Consider the following 16,123-nt stretch of genomic DNA (forward strand, 5'->3'; position numbering starts at 1 on the left):
CCGCCGATCCGCTGCTCCCGGCGACCAACCGGATGACGCCGCTCGCGGGAGACAGGTTCCGCGAGGGCGGAGCGGATCGGAGTTCGTGGAAGTCAGCGGCGTGGGGCTGGGCGCATCCCGGCGCGGATGCAGCTGAGCGTGAAGCTCGTCGGACCGCCCGTGTCACCGGCCGGGAACCCAAGTTCAGCGAGAGCGTGCCAATGCGTCCCGTATCCGTCGCGAGCGATCCGCCGCGCGAGCCGGAGCACCGCGGGCCACTCGTCCTCGACGATCTTCTCGACCCTGCCCACGTCGGCCTGAACGGGGCCTCCCGCCGCGGTGATCATCGCGAGATCTCCGTGCCCGCTGCGCGCCATCGCGGCGTCAATCCCACGCCAGGTCGGTCGCCGACCGGCGTCGAACCTGGCCTCCGCGTACGGCCCTGCCCAGGCGATCTGAGCCTGCGCGTCGGCGGTCAGCGAGTCCTCAGCGACCGTGGTCAAGCCTTTCAGGTCGGACCTGTCCTCGGGGTCGAGCACAGACAGCTCGACGTGGCCGCCGAGGAGCACCGCCGCCACCGCGTGTGCCGCCTCATGGACCGCCATCGCTGCTCGTTCCCGCGCAGCCTCGATCTGCGTCGCCGCCTCACGGGTCGCATCCGGTGGGCGCTTCGTGGGGGTCATGGTGTCGTCCTGTCGTCGTCGAGGTGAGGGAGCAAGCAGCGGGCGCGGAGTCCGTTTCTGGTGGAGAGACCGAGGAGAACGGACCGCCGCGCCGCGCCTCGTCGAGCGCTTGCCCGTGCGCCCGACAAGTTCATCGGTTACGGCGTGATCGTGACGGCCGCGACCGCTTGCTCGTAGCCGACGACGATGGACGCCTCGGCGATCACGAGGAACCGGTTGTGCGTGTGGTCGATGGTCTCCCGCAGTTCGGGCGCCGTGCGCCAGCCGTACGTCGGCGACGTGGCGATCAGCTCGTTGCCCAGGACCGGCGCGTAGCCGCCGCCGAACACCCATCGATGCCCCAGCGGCGTCAGGAACCCTGTACCCGTACGGGCCAACCCCCCTGCGTCAGCCGCCGCCGCTGCCCACCGCGCACTCGCATGGATGACGCCGACGGTGTTCGTCGCTGCCAGGGCCTCCTCCAGCTTGCCCACGGCCAGGATCAGCGACGCCGCGGTGCCCGCGGTGCCCGCGTCCAGCTTCATGCGACCGGCGAACTCACGCTCGACGGCGGTCTCCTCGCGCAACCGGAGGTTCTGCTGCGCGCGGGTGCGGACCTCAGCCTGCGACGGTGCGGTCAAGTCGCATTCGTCGTACGCCCACACCGTCACCGCCTCGTGCGGCTCGGGCAGCTCGGCCCGCTCGCCGTCCTTCACCTCGCCGGGCTCCGGGTCGCACCAATCCGCACCCCAGACCCCGGTGTTCTCGGTGTCGAAGTTGTGTGGCCGAATGCGGACGCCACTCTGGAGCCACCGAGGGACGGTGTCGGGGGCCGCCCACGTGGTCACGCCATAGAGTCCGATGCTCGTCGGGTTGACCAGCGGAGCCTCGAACTCCACGGGCAAGAGCTTCTGCTGTGTCGGGGTCGTCATCGTGCGGTTCCTTCGTTGTCGGTGATCAGGTCGGCGTACTCGACGCCGCTGTCCTCCAAGGCGGCGATCGCCGAGGAGAGATCGCGCACCGCCGCGGCCCGCGGCGTCGGCAGCGCGGCACGGTACGCAGCGGTCTGCTCGATCTTCCGATCGAGATCACGGACGGCGCGGTCCAGCTCACGAAGCGCGTCGAGCATCCGGTCGGACTCGCCCGGGTGCCGGGTGCGATCGCGCGCTGCCCGGCCCAACACCGCGGCCAGCGGGCCAGATAGCGGCCGGGCGAAGTCGGCCAAGGTCGCCGCCCAGGCACCCGAGGCCAGCTCGTCAGCGCCGAACGGGAGCGCCGCTCGGTGGGTCACGGCCTTCAGAGCGTTCGCGGCCCTCACCTTCTGCTCCGCCCCGTCAACACCGCGGGCGCGATCGACGGCGACGAGTTCACCCGCAACGATGCAGAGGTTGGCGACGGCCTCCGAGATCGCGGCCACGCTCGCCAGCGCGGTGCGGCCGGACGGGTGCGGCTCGCGGCTCAGTCGTTCGGCCACCGGCCCGGTAACCGCGAGCACCTCCGCGCCCAGGTCGAAGTCCTGACCGAGGACGAGCGGCAGGTGATTGCGCCGCCGGTCACGCTGCTGAGCCGCCGAGTACTTGATCGGCTTCGGATCAGGCAGCGGCCGACGGGGCCTGATGAATCCCTTCAGGGCCATGATCATTGTCTCCGTTCGTAATCCGTGTGGGTCAGCCGTAGTGCTTCATGCCGTTCGGCATGCCGTTGCGTGGGTCACGCTCCTCGTTCAACAGCGCCCGGTCGGCGTCGGTTGCGCGGGCGACCCAGGTGGCCCCGCCGGTCCCGCCGAACACCACCAGGACGCCCTCGGCCGCGAGCTTGTGCAGCGCCGTCGCTGCCTCCAGCCCGTCGGCCGAGTCCTCCGGCAACCGACGGCGCAGGGCGGGCCACCGCACCGGCTTTCCCTCGGGCATCGCGAGGATCGCCACACGCAGCGCCTCGTAGGTGCGCCGCTCGCACGCCGGGCACGGACTGAAGGCCGCTGCGATCTCTGCGAGGTCGAGGTCGCCGGTCTCGGCTGTGGTCGTCTTGGTGATCTTCTGGCGTGTCGTCATCTCCGGGTCGTTTCCCAAGCCCTGGGGGTTCGCAGGTCAGCCGCCGTGGGCGGCAGGCGTGAGCAACGCGTCCACGTCCTCGGCGCGGAACCGCAAGCGACCACGAGGGCCGCCGCCAATGCGGAACCCGCGGAGTCGACCCGTCCGCGCCCAGGCCCGCACGGTCCACTCGGCCACGCCCAGGCGGCGCGCCACCTCGGCGGTGGTCATGAAGTCGTGCGGGTCACTGCTCACGCGACAATGTTTACAGACGTTGACCCAACGTGACAAGTGTTGTCCAGCAACATAATTCACCTACTCTAGTGGTGATTGTCATCGTCGTTGCTGGTCAGACAAAGTGGGGATGTGGGAGAACTCGTCGACACGCGGTCGCGCCTCCGGCGTGTCGATCAATGAGCAACCGACGCGCATCTCTACGCGAGTGGACCGAACTTCCAACCGTGGTCGACCGCCCGGGCAAGCAGAGCCTTCGCGGTGTTGAGATGCGCACCTTTCTCAGAGAACGGAACGTCGTTGTAGTCGATGTGGCCGTGGGTGTCACAGACACCCTCATTCATCGAGTCATCCCACGCGGTCAGTGGCCGACGCACCTCGGAACCTTCCGGGGACTTGATCTCGACGGACTCAACCTCTTCGACCGTCACGCCCAGGACGCCTACGGGGGGTCGGTACGGCACGCCTCGCTTCTCGCAACCTTCTTTGAGGGTGGCGGCGCGCTCGTTGTAGGCGTCCTCGGCTGTCGCGACCGAGCCCCGCGTGATCGAGAGTCGGTTCGAATCGGCCTTGTCGTTGGAGTTCAGCAAGAATGCATCCGGCGCAACGACGCCTTCAGCAACGAATGCGCGCGCAATTGGCCGGTAGAGCATCTGATCGGGCTCGGTGATACGCTCGCGAGTCTTCTCCGCACCCGCGCTCATGAGGTCTTCTCCGATAGCCAGGAGTCGAGGGCGACAACGAGATCGACCACGTCGGGGGCGATCTCGTCTTCAGAGAAGGTGCCAGCGGGTCGGTCGGTCGCATGGACATACAGCGCCCCACTTGGCTCAACTTCGATCGAGAGCTGATTCTCAGCCTCGGGCCAGAAGAAGCGGATGCCGCCAGCCTCAGTAGGAAAGGCTGCCCGAGTAATGTTGCTCAGGGAGATCATCGCGTCAATCACCGCTCGACCCCTTTCGATCACCGCCGCCGCAACCGGTTCGCCTGACTCCCCGTCGAGCCAACCTTCGTCGAGGTCGGCGAGCGCGTCGACCGCTGCCCGGGCGGCGCGCGCGTCCTCGGTGACGTCGACGACGTTGAGCGTCTTCACGGTGGCGAGCTTGGTCAGTTGGCCGTCAGCGTTGAACTCGCCCATCCCCTCGGCTTTGCACTCGAATAGCTGTCGCGCTGAGGCGATCTCGACCGTAACGTCGGACTCCCGATACGGAATGGTGATGTCGCGCTTGTATCCTCGATCGCGGACGGTCATCTTGCCCGAGAGAACGTGGAAATCGATGACCTGCCCTTTGACTGTGGCGGGCTTGCGCGTCTCGACGTCGAGGCTGTCGATGGCGTTGGCCCGAGCTGTAACCGTGTACCTGGGCACGGTGTTCCACTCGACGGCCTCAGTGCGGGCAACCTGGATCGCATCGCCCGGCTGCATTGTGTTCCCGAGCCGCTTGACCATACTGGCTGGAAGCTGACGGATGTCGGCGGGAATCTGGCCGTCGCCGCTGAGCGCGAACTCGATGAACTCCTCAACCGTATTGAGGGCTCTCTCGTAGTCCTGTTCCAGCTCTGCCTCGACGTACATGTCAACCACGCCAGGGCCAAGGTCGTATTCGAGCGTTGCGCGGGTCGATCCCTCACCGATCTTCCGGACCAGACGCAACGCAATCCGATCGGAATAGCCATTCGGGACGCGTTTGTTGGCGGGGTGCCGACCACGCCAGTAATGCGTGACGAGTGAACGCAGAATTTCGGCGACGGTAGAGATCTCCACGAGTGATTCAGCGGGCACTCCCGCGGCTTCGAACCGATGCCCGCTGAGGCGTATAGCCGCGACGACCCGGCTATCGTCGTCAGCGGACTCAGTCATGGTCAGCAGGCTAGCGGAGCACACCGACCGACGTGGCCTGAACCCCAGCGATTACCCCGGCGACCTGCGAGAGCAATCAACCTGTTGGCGCTCAGGCAGCGGCTTTGACGTTGTATACCGTCTGGCGGCTCACGCCGTACTCACTCGCGAGGGCGGTGGCTGACTCACCAGCCAAGAGACGGGCACGCAGTTCCTCGGCCTGCGCCTCTGTCAACTTGGCCTTGCGGCCCTTGTACGCGCCGCGAGCTTTCGCCAGCGCGATACCTTCCCGCTGCCGCTCCAGGATCAGCGACCGCTCGAACTCGGCCACCGCACCCAGCATCGACAGCAAGAGCGTATTCATCGCGGAGTCCTCACCAGTAAAGGTCAGGGCCTCTTTGACGAACTCGACGCGCACACCACGGCCAGTCAGCGCGCGGACGATGCGCCGGAGATCTTCGAGGTTCCGGGCCAGGCGGTCCATGCTGTGAATCACGAGGGTGTCGCCGTCCCGGACATACCTCAGCGCCTCGGCGAGCGCGGGCCGGTCGGTGTTCTTGCCGCTGGCCTTGTCGGTGAACGTGCGCTCCACCTCGATGCCGTCGAGCTGACGCTCGGTGTTCTGGTCGATGGTCGAGACTCGCTGGTAGCCAACGCGCATGATGCCCTCCGGGTGCCGATCTGTACACTTAGACTCTAAGGGTTTGCTATACATCTGTCAATCAAATCCGATATGAACTCTATTTGTACGCGTTGACCGTCGGGGATCTGTGTCTCGTACAGGTACAGCCCAGATGTACACCTTGATCAGCCGCCGAGGAACACGTCGTTCCCGAACCGGCGCTGAGCAGCGGCACGTTCGCGCGCATGTGGTTCGCTGCTGCCGAGCGCTTGGCCGAACCGACGGCCGGGCGCGTAGCTCTGCCCCTGGGGCAGCCGATACCGAGTCTGGGCGGAGGTGGTCTGCTCGATCTCCTCCGGCTCGTCGACCAGTTCAGCCTCAACGACTTCGACCGGCTCATTGCCGCTCTGCGCCTCCGAGGGAATCAACCCCTGTGGATCGGCCGGTTCGTCGATCTCTGTGGCGCTCAGCGCCAGGACGGGCACCGCCGCCTCCTCCCAGGGCTCCCGGTTCGGGACGGGCAACGACCGGAGGGCATCGTCGTCGGCCCAGCGGGTCGCACTGACCAGCTCGTCGACCTCCTCGGGCTGAAGCCGGGTCAGCACCGTCCGAGCAACCCGCAGTTGCAGCTCCCACAACGGCCCGCCGCGCTCGACGGTGCCGAAGGTCTCCGTGATCGTCTCGGCGATCTCAGCGTCAAGATCCACCGCACCTCCGCCCTCGGCCAACTCGACGCCGGTCGCGAGCCCGGCGGCGATCGTCTCCAGCGTGTCCGCGGGGATGTCCTTCGTCTCCGCGATCTTCTGGGCCAGGGTCACCGCCGCGCCCACCGCAGCCTTGCGCTGGGCCTTGCTCGCCGCTCCCGTGCTCACTGCTCAACCTCCGCGTCGATCACGTCCAGAAGCTCGCCGCGCAGCCGGGCGACGGCGTCGGCCGGTGCAGCCGCGACAAGGTGTTCATGTCGTTCAGGGGCGTTCAGTCCGTACATGCGTGCCGTCGACTCGTCGGCCGCGGTGATCGTCCGCGCCAGGCTCGCGACCGCATTCGAGTCGCCGCCTGCTGCCGCTACAGCCAGTTGCCGCAAGACGGTGGCGTTGACGTGCTGACGACGCAGCCCGATCTCGATGAACGTGTCCTGCGGCGAGGGCGGTGGGTTCCGCCTCCGGTGTCGCTGCACGGCGAGCTGAACAGCACCGTGGGACGAGTACCCGAGTTGCTGGCCGATCTCTCGCCAGCTCATTCCGCAGGCGCGCAGGAAGCTCGCCTTCTCGGCCCGCTCCCGACTCTGCGCCAACGGCATCGTGTGCACCATGGCCTCAAAGATGCCTCATGCACGTGCATTCGTCCATATCGCCTACTCTGGTGGTAGTTGTTGTCCCCCAGTGTTATCCGGTGGTTCAAGCCGCTGCCACCGGATCGATCTGGCGATCACCACTTGTCGATCTCAGCACCGCCGACTGCCACGCGGTCCGTCAACGTGAGGTTCGGGAGACGGCCTTGGTTAAACAGGTACCGCGCGGTGCTACCGCCTCTGTTGCGAGACCAGGGCCGACCAGTCGCGGCGTCTCGGATTCGGAGCGCAATCTGCGCACAATAACGGACCTCACTAAGAGCTTGATCGTGATAGTAATCAGCGTGAGCACCACCCGAATTTGCCTCAGCCGCAAAGAACTTTTCAGACCACGTCGGCAGATCACGGATGCGATAACGCAGCTCTAGGTGGAGCTGAGACGTGATTATCCAATCACTGTGCCTGTCGTGCCCGGACATCACCAGACGACGGAGACGTGCCGCCAGTTCGTCCCGCCGTTTCCAATGCTTGCTCCGGTCAACCTCGCGACCATCGAGGTATCGGCTCGCTGCTCGCCGTAGACCGCGTGCACGGTCCAACAACGTGCCGATTGCTTCCTGCGTCATCCCGCCGTCCTCGTGCATCTGAGCCACGACATCGAGAACGTCATCGGCAGCGAGCGTCAATTCGTCGCGCCGATCCTGCGCACGCTTGTAGACGTCAACCACGCGCCCACCGAAGAAGCCCACCAATAGCGCTGCTGCCGCGGTAATGAAATATCCAGTCATACTCGCTGTTCTACGGCTGGGGTCTGACATGTTGCGCCACCCTGGACTCGGCCCGTGACCGTCGTCCAGCGATCCCCGCCGACGGGCGACGAGAACACCCGCCGACGCACCAACCCCACCCCTTCCCTGATCCCGATAAACCGGGCGTGCCCCGAGGTGCACCAGTGCGCCACCCCCACAGGGGGATGGCGCACCGGCGCACCCCTCGCCCGGAGCACTGGCGCATGGTGGTGCACTAGGTAAAGAAATAGCATCTGAGCTGCGAGAATCGTGCGCCACCCTGAAACTGGCGCACCGCGGCGCACCTGGCGCACCGAAACTGGCGGATCTGATCGAAATGCTCTCTGAGCTGCTTATACACGTGCGCCACCTGTAAGTGGCGCACCTCCCCATGCAAGGGACGTACCGAGCGGCGGATCGGGCCACTATTCGGACCCGTTTCCGGGCACCAGGGAGAGCGGTGAACCGAACGGATCGCACCCCGGTGTCGCGACCCACTCGGCATTCTTCGGGGTGCCCTGGTTCTCGATCTGGCGGGTGTTGTCGAGGCGCGCGAGTGCCGCCTGGACCCGTCGGCGAGAGAGGCCGTTGGTCGCCTTGGATAGATCTGTGAGGCTGCGCAAGCTGCTCCGAGGGTGGGCGACGATGAGAGCCAGCACGGCGTCGTCATCGCCTACCCGCTGCGCCGCGATGCGCTCGTGCTTCGGATCAACCCCCAGCGTCAGCCTGTGGTCGTCGCCGAGCGTGAGGAGGCCGCGATCGACCGCGACGCCGTCGCGGCCGAGGGCCGAGAAGGTGCGCGGCGTGTCCGGGGCAAGCGAGCCTTCCAACTCGATCCGCGCGATGGCGTCCGGGAAGCCCTCCAGACTGGAGTGACCGCGCGCGCCCTTGTCCGCATCTTTCCCGAGGTGATGCACCAGCACCATCCCCGCGGCCTCGCATTCGGTGGCCAACGAGCGCAGGCCGGCCAGCACCGTCACCACCTCGTCGGAGTTCTCGGAGACCCCCAGCGCGCCGAACAGAGTGTAGATGCAGTCGACCACGATCAGCGAACCCGGCGCGATCTCGCGACGCCACCGATCCCGGACCGCATCGGTGCGCGCATCCAGCGACCGCTCAGCACCCCGCAGCGACCGCAGGTCCAGCCGATCGAGCGAGACGACACCGGCCCGGCTGTACTCCCGGTGCAGCGTGTCGATCGGCATCTCGGTGTCGAGCACCACGACCCTCGCGCCGTCGGCCAGCGTCACGCCGAACCGGCCGAGGAACTTCTCACCATCCACCGCCGCGCGGACCAGCTCGCGCACGACGGTGGTCTTCCCCGCCTTGCGCTCCGCGAACAGCCCGAGCACGGCCCCCTGAGCCAACAGGCTCTCGACGACCCACGGCGTCGGGCTCGGTTCGTAGGTCGCCAGGTCGATGCGCGGCGGAATCGCCACGTCAGCCGCCGCGTGCTCGGCCTCCAGTCGCTCGGCTTCACGCCGCTGTTCCCGACGATCCGTCTCACGCGCCAGCGCGACCTCGCGTACCGCCCGGTCCATGTCATCGCCGCTCATGGGCGGCATCTCCGCGATCGTAGCCACGGGAACCCCACAGTCGCGCAGCTCAGACGCGGTGACCTCGTACCGCTCGTATCGCTTGGTCGCGCCGCGAGAGCGCCACGCAAGCCGGTTGCTCCGCCAGAACTCCGCGACCGCACGCTCGGCCTCGGGCGTGTCCAGCGCCGCGACAGTCCAGAACGAGAACGCTGTCGTGAGCCGGACGGTCCCGTTCGACTGCCTGCTCAGCTCCCGCCGGGCGCGTGCCTGCTCGCGCTTGTCCGCACTCAGGCGCTCCGCGGCCTGTTCCAGTTCCGCGCCGATCTCGTGCGGGTCGATCTCGCCCGTCTCAGCGGACCACCGGGCTACGTCGGCTCGGGTGGGTTGCTGCCCGAGGTGGTGCGCGACCACTGCGGGGATCGCGGGCAGATCCCCCAGCCAAGTCTCGGCGTCGAGCGCGAGACCGCACCGGATGGCGAAAGTGGTCAGCTCCCGGCGGGCGTCGGTGTCCTCGATCAGCTCCAGCGCCGTGGCTCCGGCGTCCTTGCCGACCAGGTGCGCCAGGTAAGTCGGCGAAAGGTAGCGCGCGTCCTCCGGCTCCCCCGCTGCGCCGTCGTTCGGGGTATTCTTGCCCTCGGGCATCGTGGTGGGTGTCCTCTCGATAATCGAATCCTGTGGTACGGCGCCCCGCGGCTTGGTTCGCGGGGCGTCGGCGCGTCTGTGGTGGTCACCCGGTGGAGGCGAATTACCTACTGTGGTCGTATTTTTGGTGAGCACGCCTCAGCGGCGGCAACCAGGCCCGTAGCCGTTCGATCGCCGCCGCTGAGAGGTGGGGCTGGAGTAGGCCCCGGCCGGTTGGTCTAGTCCTCCGCGCCGAGAAGTCGCAGCAGCCCGACGACCGGCACCCGCACGCGCCGCTCGCCGAGGCGGATCGTCGGGAGGCGACCCTCGCGGGCCATCTGATACGCGTACGCCTTGCTGACGCCGATGTACTGCCCCGCGCGGGGGACGCTGACGGTCGGCGGGCCGGATCGGAGGCCGTCGAGCGAGAGATCCGAGGCGGCGGTGGAAGATTCAGTCTGTGTGCTCATGTGTAGAACTGTGCCGCCTAGACCTTCATCATGCAAGACTGTATGTTCATCACTATGAGCAAACAATGCGAAGGCGCTCCCGCCAGGGGCGATGTCGTCGGAGTCACCGACACGCCGGAGGGCACCGAGATCCGGTTACACGAACACCCCGTCACCTACATCGTCAGCGCCACCCCCGCCGAGGGCGGCCCCGCTATCACCCGACTGACGGTCCAGGCCGACGACGGAGCGGCCGTCGACTATCCGACGGTGCGCGCCATCCCACTGCGCCGCCTCGCCGCTACCGCGGCGCGCAGGGCCATCCGTGAGCTGCACGCCGCCGGGATCGACACCGGCCGCGAGACCCGCAAGGAAGTCGAGCGGCGGCCCGAGACGGCCGACGATCGGGCCTTTCTGATCGCGCAACTGGTCCACGCCGCCCAGGAGCAGGGACGCACCGTTCGCCGCTACGTCCAGGATCAGACCGGCTACTCCCCCGCGACGATCGACCGGCTGATCCGGCGGGCGAAGGACGAGCGGTGGCTCGACGATCACGACCTTCTCAGCCGCCCCCAGCCGCGCCAGCGCGACCATACGACCGAGGACCGGGACCGATGAGCACCGAGGCAACGACCGACACGCGCCAGCGGGGCGACCGCACCGACGACTCCATTCGGCGGCTGGATAGCGGGAAGTGGCGCGCGCGGCCGACGCTGGGCACCGACCCTGTGACCGGCAAGCAAGTCCGGCCGACGAAGATCTTCGCTACCAAGGGCGCGGCGCGGGACTGGATCACCGACCAGCGCAAACAGTGGAGCGAGCGCACCTGGTCGGCCAAGTCCGAGCGATCGTTCGACGACGTGGCCGACCACTGGCTGAAGGTCCGCGTCGCCGACGACGGCACCCGCGAGAACACCGTGCGCGCCGATCGCGAGTCGCTGGCCTACGCCCGGCGCGCCTTCGGCCCGGTGGCGGTGCAGAAGGTCACGCCCGAAGCTCTGATCGACTGGTCGCTGAACCTCACGACCAAGCCGGGCACGAACGCCGACGGCACCGAGAAGCCCGGGAAGCCGCTGGCTCCGGCGACCCGCCGCCGCGCCATCGTCACCGTCAAGGCGGTGTTCGCCCACGCCAAGCGGCTCCGGTTCATCAGCTTCGACCCGGCCGAGCACCTGTCGCCGCCGAGCCAGAAGGTCATCGTCGCGGTGGCCGAGGGGGAGATCTGGAGCCCCGCGCAGATGGAGACGTTCCTCGACTCCGTGGCCGAGCACCGCCTCGCCGGGTGCTTCGCGCTGACTCTGCTCGGGCTGCGCCGTGAGGAAGTCGGCGGCCTCCGCTGGTCGGATCTCAATCTCACTGCGGGCGAGCTGAGCATCCGCCAGGCCCGCGTCGACGTGAACGGCCGCGAGGTGGTCGGCGACCCGAAGAACGCCCGCAGCGTCCGCGATCTACCGATCCCGCCACGCGAGCTGGCGATGCTGAAGACCATGCACGCAGCCCATCGGCGGGAGCGCCTGGCCGTGGGCCAGCACCTCCCGGATGACGCGCTGATCCTGGCCCGGATGGACGGCACTCCCCTACCCGTGCGGGAGTACACGCGGCTGTTCACCGACCGCCGGAAGGCCGCGAGCCTCCCGGCGATCACGCTCCGCAACCTGCGTCACAGCTCGGTCTCCCGGATGCGCGAGGCCGGAGTACCCGCCGACGTGGTGGCCGCGTGGCACGGGCACAGCGAACGGATGACGACGGGCGTGTACGGCCGCGTGAGCGACGACCGGCTGAAGGCCGCTGCCGACGTGTTCTCGAAGGCGATAGGACAGAGTTAGGACATTTCCGAGCCGAGCGGCCACGCCTAGGACAAGAAGAAACCCCCTCCGATCCAGTTCGGAGGAGGTTTCTCGATTGTGGAGCTAAGGGGACTCGAACCCCTGACCCCCACACTGCCAGTGTGGTGCGCTACCAGCTGCGCCATAGCCCCGTATTGCGTTGTTCACCTGCGGTTTCCCGCCCGGAGAACATTACAGGAGGCAGCTCTCGTGCACCAAATCGGCTGGTCAGTGCCGGTTTTACTTGAGGAGCGGGGTCAGCCAGTCGCCCTGCACGGTGATCTTCTCGCCGTTGTGCACGACGGTCGGGGTACCGGTGCTGCCGATGTCCTGCATCAGCTGGCTGCCGGCGCCGGCGTTCTGAGCGGACTCGACGGTGTACTTGCCGTCCCGGATGGCGCTGACCACGTCGGCGGGCAGCTCGACGCCCTTGGCCTTGGAGCCGTCGGCGAGCATCGTGGCGATCTCGGCGTTGGTCTTGTCGCCCTTGCCCTCCTCGGGCTGGTTCGCGTACATCGCGGTGTGCGCGCCCAGCCACGCCTTCTGCTTCTGGTCGTCGGGCAGCGAGGACTTCGCGATGGCCAGGAGGCCGCCGGCGGCGCGGTCGGAGTAGTCGCCCGACGGGCTCTGGCGGTTCAGGAACGACAGCATGAAGAACTTGACCTGCAGCTTGCCGTCCTCGATCGCCTTGGTGACCTGCTCGCCGTACTGGCGCTCCATGTTGCCGCAGGCGGGGCAGTACGGGTCCTCGAAGAAGGTCAGCTTCGTCGGGGCGTCGGCCTTGCCGAGGACGAAGGCCGGGGTGGCCTTGTCGATGGCGGCCTGCGCCTTGTCGACGGGCGTGCCCTCCTTCTTGCTCAGCAGCAGGACGCCACCGATGACCACCACGATCACCACGAGCACGGCGATGCCGCCGAGCACGTAGGTCATGGTGTTGGACTGCTTCGCGGGAACGTACTTCGCGTTCTTACCCTTGCTCACGCCGACCACAATAGCGGCAGTCGGCGAGTGCGCAGGTCAGGCGGCGTCAGGCGCCCAATACACCGTCCACGAGCGCCTTCGCCTCGGCCTGCACCTGCGCGAGGTGCTCCGGCCCCCGGAAGGACTCGGCGTAGATCTTGTACACGTCCTCCGTGCCCGACGGCCGCGCCGCGAACCACGCGCTCTCAGTGGTCACCTTGAGGCCGCCGATGGGCGCACCGTTGCCGGGCGCGCGGGTGAGCTTGGCGGTGATCGGCTCCCCCGCGAGCTCGTCCGCGGTGACCTGCTCGGGCGAGAGCTTCGCCAGGACGGCCTTCTGCTCGCGGCCGGCGGGCGCGTCGGTGCGGGCGTAGGCGGGCACGCCGTACTGCTCCCCCAGCACCGCGAAGTGCTGCGACGGGCTCTTGCCGGTGACGGCGAGGATCTCGGAGGCCAGCAGCGCCAGGATGATGCCGTCCTTGTCAGTGGTCCACACGGAGCCGTCATGCCGCAGGAACGAGGCGCCCGCGGACTCCTCGCCGCCGAAGCCGACGCTCCCGTCGAGCAGGCCGGGCACGAACCACTTGAAGCCGACAGGGACCTCGAGGAGCTTCCGGCGCTGCTCGGCCACCACGCGGTCGATCATCGACGAGCTGACCAGCGTCTTGCCGACGGCGGCGTCGTCGCGCCAGCCGCCCCGCGACGCGAAGAGGTAGTCGATGGCGACGGCGAGGTAGTGGTTCGGATTCATCAACCCGCCGTCGGGGGTGACGATGCCGTGCCGGTCGGAGTCCGCGTCGTTGCCGGTCGCGATGTCGTACTGGTCCTTGTTCGCGATGAGCGAGGCCATCGCGTTCGGCGAGCTGCAGTCCATCCGGATCTTGCCGTCGGTGTCGAGCGTCATGAAGGCGAACTGCGGGTCCACCGTCGGGTTGACCACCGTGAGATCGAGGTTGTAGCGGTCGCCGATCGCGCCCCAATAGCCGACGGCGGCGCCGCCCAGCGGGTCCGCGCCGATCCGGATCCCGGCGTCGCGGATCTTGTCGAGGTGCAGCACGGAAGGCAGGTCGCCGACGTAGGAGTCGAGGAAGTCGAAGCGCTGGACCGCGTCCGAGGCGAGGGCCTGCGCGAGCGGGATCCGGCGCACGTCGCGCAGGCCGCCCTCGAGGATCTCGTTGGCGCGGGCCGCGATCGCCGAGGTCGCGTCGGTATCGGCGGGGCCGCCCGTGGACGGGTTGTACTTGAAGCCGCCGTCCGCGGGCGGGTTGTGCGACGGGGTGACGACGATGCCGTCGGCCTCGATGCCGCCGCCGTGCCGGCGGTTGAAGGTGAGGATCGCGTGGCTCAGGGCCGGCGTCGGCGTGTACCGGTCGTCGTGGTCGATGAGGGTGTCCACGCCGTTCGCGGCGAGCACCTCGACCGCCGTCTCCCACGCGGGCCCGGACAGCAGGTGCGTGTCCTTCGCGAGGTACAGCGGGCCGCGCACGCCCTCCGCCGCGCGGTACTCGACGATGGCCTGCGTGGTGGCCGCGATGTGATTCTCGTTGAAGCTGCCGTTCAGCGACGTGCCGCGGTGCCCCGACGTGCCGAAGGCCACGCGCTGATCCGGGTCGCCGGGGTCCGGCACGACCGAATAGTACGCAGCACGAACAGCTTCGACGTCGATCAAGTCCTCGGGAAGAGCCGGTTGACCGGCACGCGCATGAGCCATCTTCAGTCCACCTCGTCAGTGCGGGAACGCGGCCGCGGATCGCACGGCCGCTGTCGTCCAACGTATCGCCGAGTCGGGTTCCGCGCGCGGTAATCCGGCGCACCAGCGGGGGCCGGGGTGGTGGGACGGCGACGCGGCGTCGCGACGGCGGACCGTCGCGACGCCGCGATCGTCAGACGATCGCCCAGACGACGAGCACCATCGCGAAGCCGACCACCGACAGGATGGTCTCGAGGACCGACCAGGTCATGAGGGTCTGCTTGACCGTCATGTTGAAGTACTTCGCGACGATCCAGAAGCCGCCGTCGTTGACGTGGCTGAGGATGATCGAGCCGGCGGAGATCGCGATGACGATAAGCGCGATCTGCGCCTGCGAGAAGTTGCCCGCTGCCACGGACTCGCCGATGATGCCGGCGGTCGCGGTGATCGCCACCGTCGCCGAGCCCTGCGCGATGCGCAGCGCGCAGCTGACCAGGTACGCGGTCACGATGAGCGGCAGGCCCAGGTTCGACATCGACTCCGTCAGCGCCGTGCCGACGCCCGTCGCCCGCAGGACCGCGCCGAACAGCGCGCCCGCGCCGACCACGAGCAGGATCATGCCGATCGGCTTGAGCGCCGCGCCCGTCATCTCGGCGAGCTGGGTGGCGTTGATGCCGCGGCGGATGCCGAGCAGGTAGAAGGCCATCACCACGGCGATGGTCAGGGCGATCGCGGGCGTGCCGAGGAAGACCAGGATCGAGAAGGGCTTCGTGCCCGGCGTCAGCCACACGGACCCGAACGTGCCGCCGAGGATGAGCAGCATGGGCACCGCGATGATGAAGGCGATGAGCGCGAGCGGAGGCTTGTCCTTGCTCGCGTGCTCCTCCTCCGGGACGAACTCCTCCGGCACGTCGACGATGACGCGCTTGCCGATCCACGTGCCCCACACGATGCCCGAGGCGAACCACGCCGGGATGCCGCAGACGAGGCCCATGATGATGATCCAGCCGAGCGAGGTGTGCAGCAGGCCCGCGGCGGCAACGGGGCCGGGGTGCGGGGGCAGGAAGGCGTGTGTCATCGACAGGCCCGCGAGCATGGGCATCGCGTACATGACCAGCGACTTGCCGCCGCGCTTGGCGCAGACGTAGACCAGCGGCGCCAGGATGAAGATGCCGATGTCGAAGAACACCGGGATGCCCAGGATGAGGCCCGTGACGCCCATCGCGAGCGGCGCGCCCTTGGGCCCGAACAGCTTCAGGAGCCAGCTGGTGAGCACGTCGGCGCCGCCGGAGCGTTCCAGGATGGCGCCGAGCACCGTGCCGAGGCCGATGATCGGGGCGATGTGCCCGAGGATGCCGCCGAAGCCGGTCTCCAGGATCGATTGCGCCGCGCCCTTCTGCGGCGACCCGACGAGCTTCTCGACGGAGACGCCCGCGACCAGCGCGAGGCCCACCGAGACGATGATCAGGGCGATGAAGGGTTCGAGCTTGACCTTGATGATGAGGAGGAGCAGGACCGCGATCGACACCGCGGCGAGGGTCAGCAGACCCCCGGTGTCGTGCTGCAGCCAGTCGATGGCCGAGGACATGAGTG

The 16,123-nt window shown here is 68.0% G+C and carries 18 protein-coding genes and 1 tRNA gene; 2 read left to right on the forward strand and 17 right to left on the reverse strand.

Annotated elements, in window-relative coordinates:
* Positions 1-92: 92 nt before the first annotated feature.
* The 13 genes from WFK95_RS14370 to WFK95_RS14430 all read right to left on the reverse strand — a co-directional run bounded on the left by WFK95_RS14370 (position 93) and on the right by WFK95_RS14430 (position 10,075).
* The gene (locus WFK95_RS14370; RefSeq protein ID WP_305111916.1) at positions 93-662 is read right to left on the reverse strand and encodes a hypothetical protein; all 570 of its coding nucleotides are present in this window, start codon (positions 660-662) and stop codon (positions 93-95) included.
* A gap of 137 nt (positions 663-799) precedes the next feature.
* Positions 800-1,573: a hypothetical protein gene (locus tag WFK95_RS14375; protein ID WP_305111917.1), complete on the reverse strand. Its 774-nt coding sequence runs from the start codon at positions 1,571-1,573 to the stop codon at positions 800-802.
* Positions 1,570-2,277 carry a hypothetical protein gene (locus WFK95_RS14380; protein WP_305111918.1) on the reverse strand — a complete coding sequence of 236 codons (708 nt, stop codon included), beginning with the start codon at positions 2,275-2,277 and terminating at the stop codon, positions 1,570-1,572. Before WFK95_RS14380 ends, WFK95_RS14375 begins: the two co-directional genes overlap by 4 nt.
* 31 nt (positions 2,278-2,308) lie before the next feature.
* On the reverse strand, positions 2,309-2,692 hold the full coding sequence (locus tag WFK95_RS14385; RefSeq protein WP_305111920.1) for a hypothetical protein: 384 nt from the start codon (positions 2,690-2,692) through the stop codon (positions 2,309-2,311).
* A gap of 36 nt (positions 2,693-2,728) precedes the next feature.
* Positions 2,729-2,926, reverse strand: coding sequence for a helix-turn-helix domain-containing protein (locus WFK95_RS14390; RefSeq protein ID WP_212555066.1), 198 nt, complete (start codon positions 2,924-2,926; stop codon positions 2,729-2,731).
* A gap of 179 nt (positions 2,927-3,105) precedes the next feature.
* Entirely contained in the window at positions 3,106-3,609 is a 504-nt protein-coding gene (locus WFK95_RS14395; protein WP_305111923.1) for an endo-1,4-beta-xylanase, read from the reverse strand.
* A complete protein-coding gene (locus tag WFK95_RS14400; RefSeq protein ID WP_305111924.1) occupies positions 3,606-4,766 on the reverse strand; it encodes a hypothetical protein in 1,161 nt (386 codons plus the stop codon). Before WFK95_RS14400 ends, WFK95_RS14395 begins: the two co-directional genes overlap by 4 nt.
* A 91-nt stretch (positions 4,767-4,857) precedes the next feature.
* Positions 4,858-5,406 (reverse strand): recombinase family protein, encoded by a 549-nt coding sequence (locus WFK95_RS14405; RefSeq protein ID WP_305111925.1) that lies wholly within the window; start codon positions 5,404-5,406, stop codon positions 4,858-4,860.
* Between the two features lie 146 nt (positions 5,407-5,552).
* On the reverse strand, positions 5,553-6,239 hold the full coding sequence (locus tag WFK95_RS14410; protein WP_305111926.1) for a hypothetical protein: 687 nt from the start codon (positions 6,237-6,239) through the stop codon (positions 5,553-5,555).
* Positions 6,236-6,679, reverse strand: a complete 444-nt coding sequence (locus tag WFK95_RS14415) for a hypothetical protein (RefSeq protein WP_212555063.1) — start codon at positions 6,677-6,679, stop codon at positions 6,236-6,238. The genes WFK95_RS14410 and WFK95_RS14415 overlap by 4 nt, the downstream gene beginning before the upstream one ends.
* 116 nt (positions 6,680-6,795) lie before the next feature.
* Complete coding sequence (locus WFK95_RS14420; RefSeq protein ID WP_305111927.1) at positions 6,796-7,446, reverse strand: hypothetical protein; 651 nt, start codon at positions 7,444-7,446, stop codon at positions 6,796-6,798.
* A 425-nt stretch (positions 7,447-7,871) separates the two neighbouring features.
* Entirely contained in the window at positions 7,872-9,626 is a 1,755-nt protein-coding gene (locus WFK95_RS14425) for an AAA family ATPase (RefSeq protein ID WP_305111928.1), read from the reverse strand.
* A 218-nt stretch (positions 9,627-9,844) separates the two neighbouring features.
* Positions 9,845-10,075 carry a helix-turn-helix transcriptional regulator gene (locus WFK95_RS14430; protein ID WP_305111929.1) on the reverse strand — a complete coding sequence of 77 codons (231 nt, stop codon included), beginning with the start codon at positions 10,073-10,075 and terminating at the stop codon, positions 9,845-9,847.
* Between the two features lie 42 nt (positions 10,076-10,117).
* On the opposite strand from WFK95_RS14430, the gene WFK95_RS14435 reads away from it, so the two are divergent.
* Positions 10,118-10,672, forward strand: a complete 555-nt coding sequence (locus WFK95_RS14435; RefSeq protein ID WP_336671107.1) for a hypothetical protein — start codon at positions 10,118-10,120, stop codon at positions 10,670-10,672.
* Complete coding sequence (locus WFK95_RS14440; RefSeq protein WP_305111931.1) at positions 10,669-11,880, forward strand: tyrosine-type recombinase/integrase; 1,212 nt, start codon at positions 10,669-10,671, stop codon at positions 11,878-11,880. The genes WFK95_RS14435 and WFK95_RS14440 overlap by 4 nt, the downstream gene beginning before the upstream one ends.
* Positions 11,881-11,959: 79 nt before the next feature.
* Here WFK95_RS14440 and WFK95_RS14445 read toward each other — a convergent pair.
* The 4 genes from WFK95_RS14445 to WFK95_RS14460 form a co-directional block, all read right to left on the reverse strand.
* A tRNA-Ala gene (locus tag WFK95_RS14445) sits at positions 11,960-12,032 on the reverse strand.
* Between the two features lie 88 nt (positions 12,033-12,120).
* Positions 12,121-12,861 (reverse strand): DsbA family protein, encoded by a 741-nt coding sequence (locus tag WFK95_RS14450; protein WP_336671108.1) that lies wholly within the window; start codon positions 12,859-12,861, stop codon positions 12,121-12,123.
* Positions 12,862-12,907: 46 nt separating this feature from the next.
* Positions 12,908-14,551, reverse strand: coding sequence for a phosphoglucomutase (alpha-D-glucose-1,6-bisphosphate-dependent) (pgm, locus tag WFK95_RS14455; RefSeq protein ID WP_336671109.1), 1,644 nt, complete (start codon positions 14,549-14,551; stop codon positions 12,908-12,910).
* 172 nt (positions 14,552-14,723) lie between these two features.
* The gene (locus tag WFK95_RS14460; protein ID WP_336671110.1) at positions 14,724-16,118 is read right to left on the reverse strand and encodes a GntP family permease; all 1,395 of its coding nucleotides are present in this window, start codon (positions 16,116-16,118) and stop codon (positions 14,724-14,726) included.
* Positions 16,119-16,123: the final 5 nt, after the last annotated feature.

Source organism: Tsukamurella sp. USMM236 (assembly GCF_037148755.1).
Lineage (GTDB): Bacteria > Actinomycetota > Actinomycetes > Mycobacteriales > Mycobacteriaceae > Tsukamurella.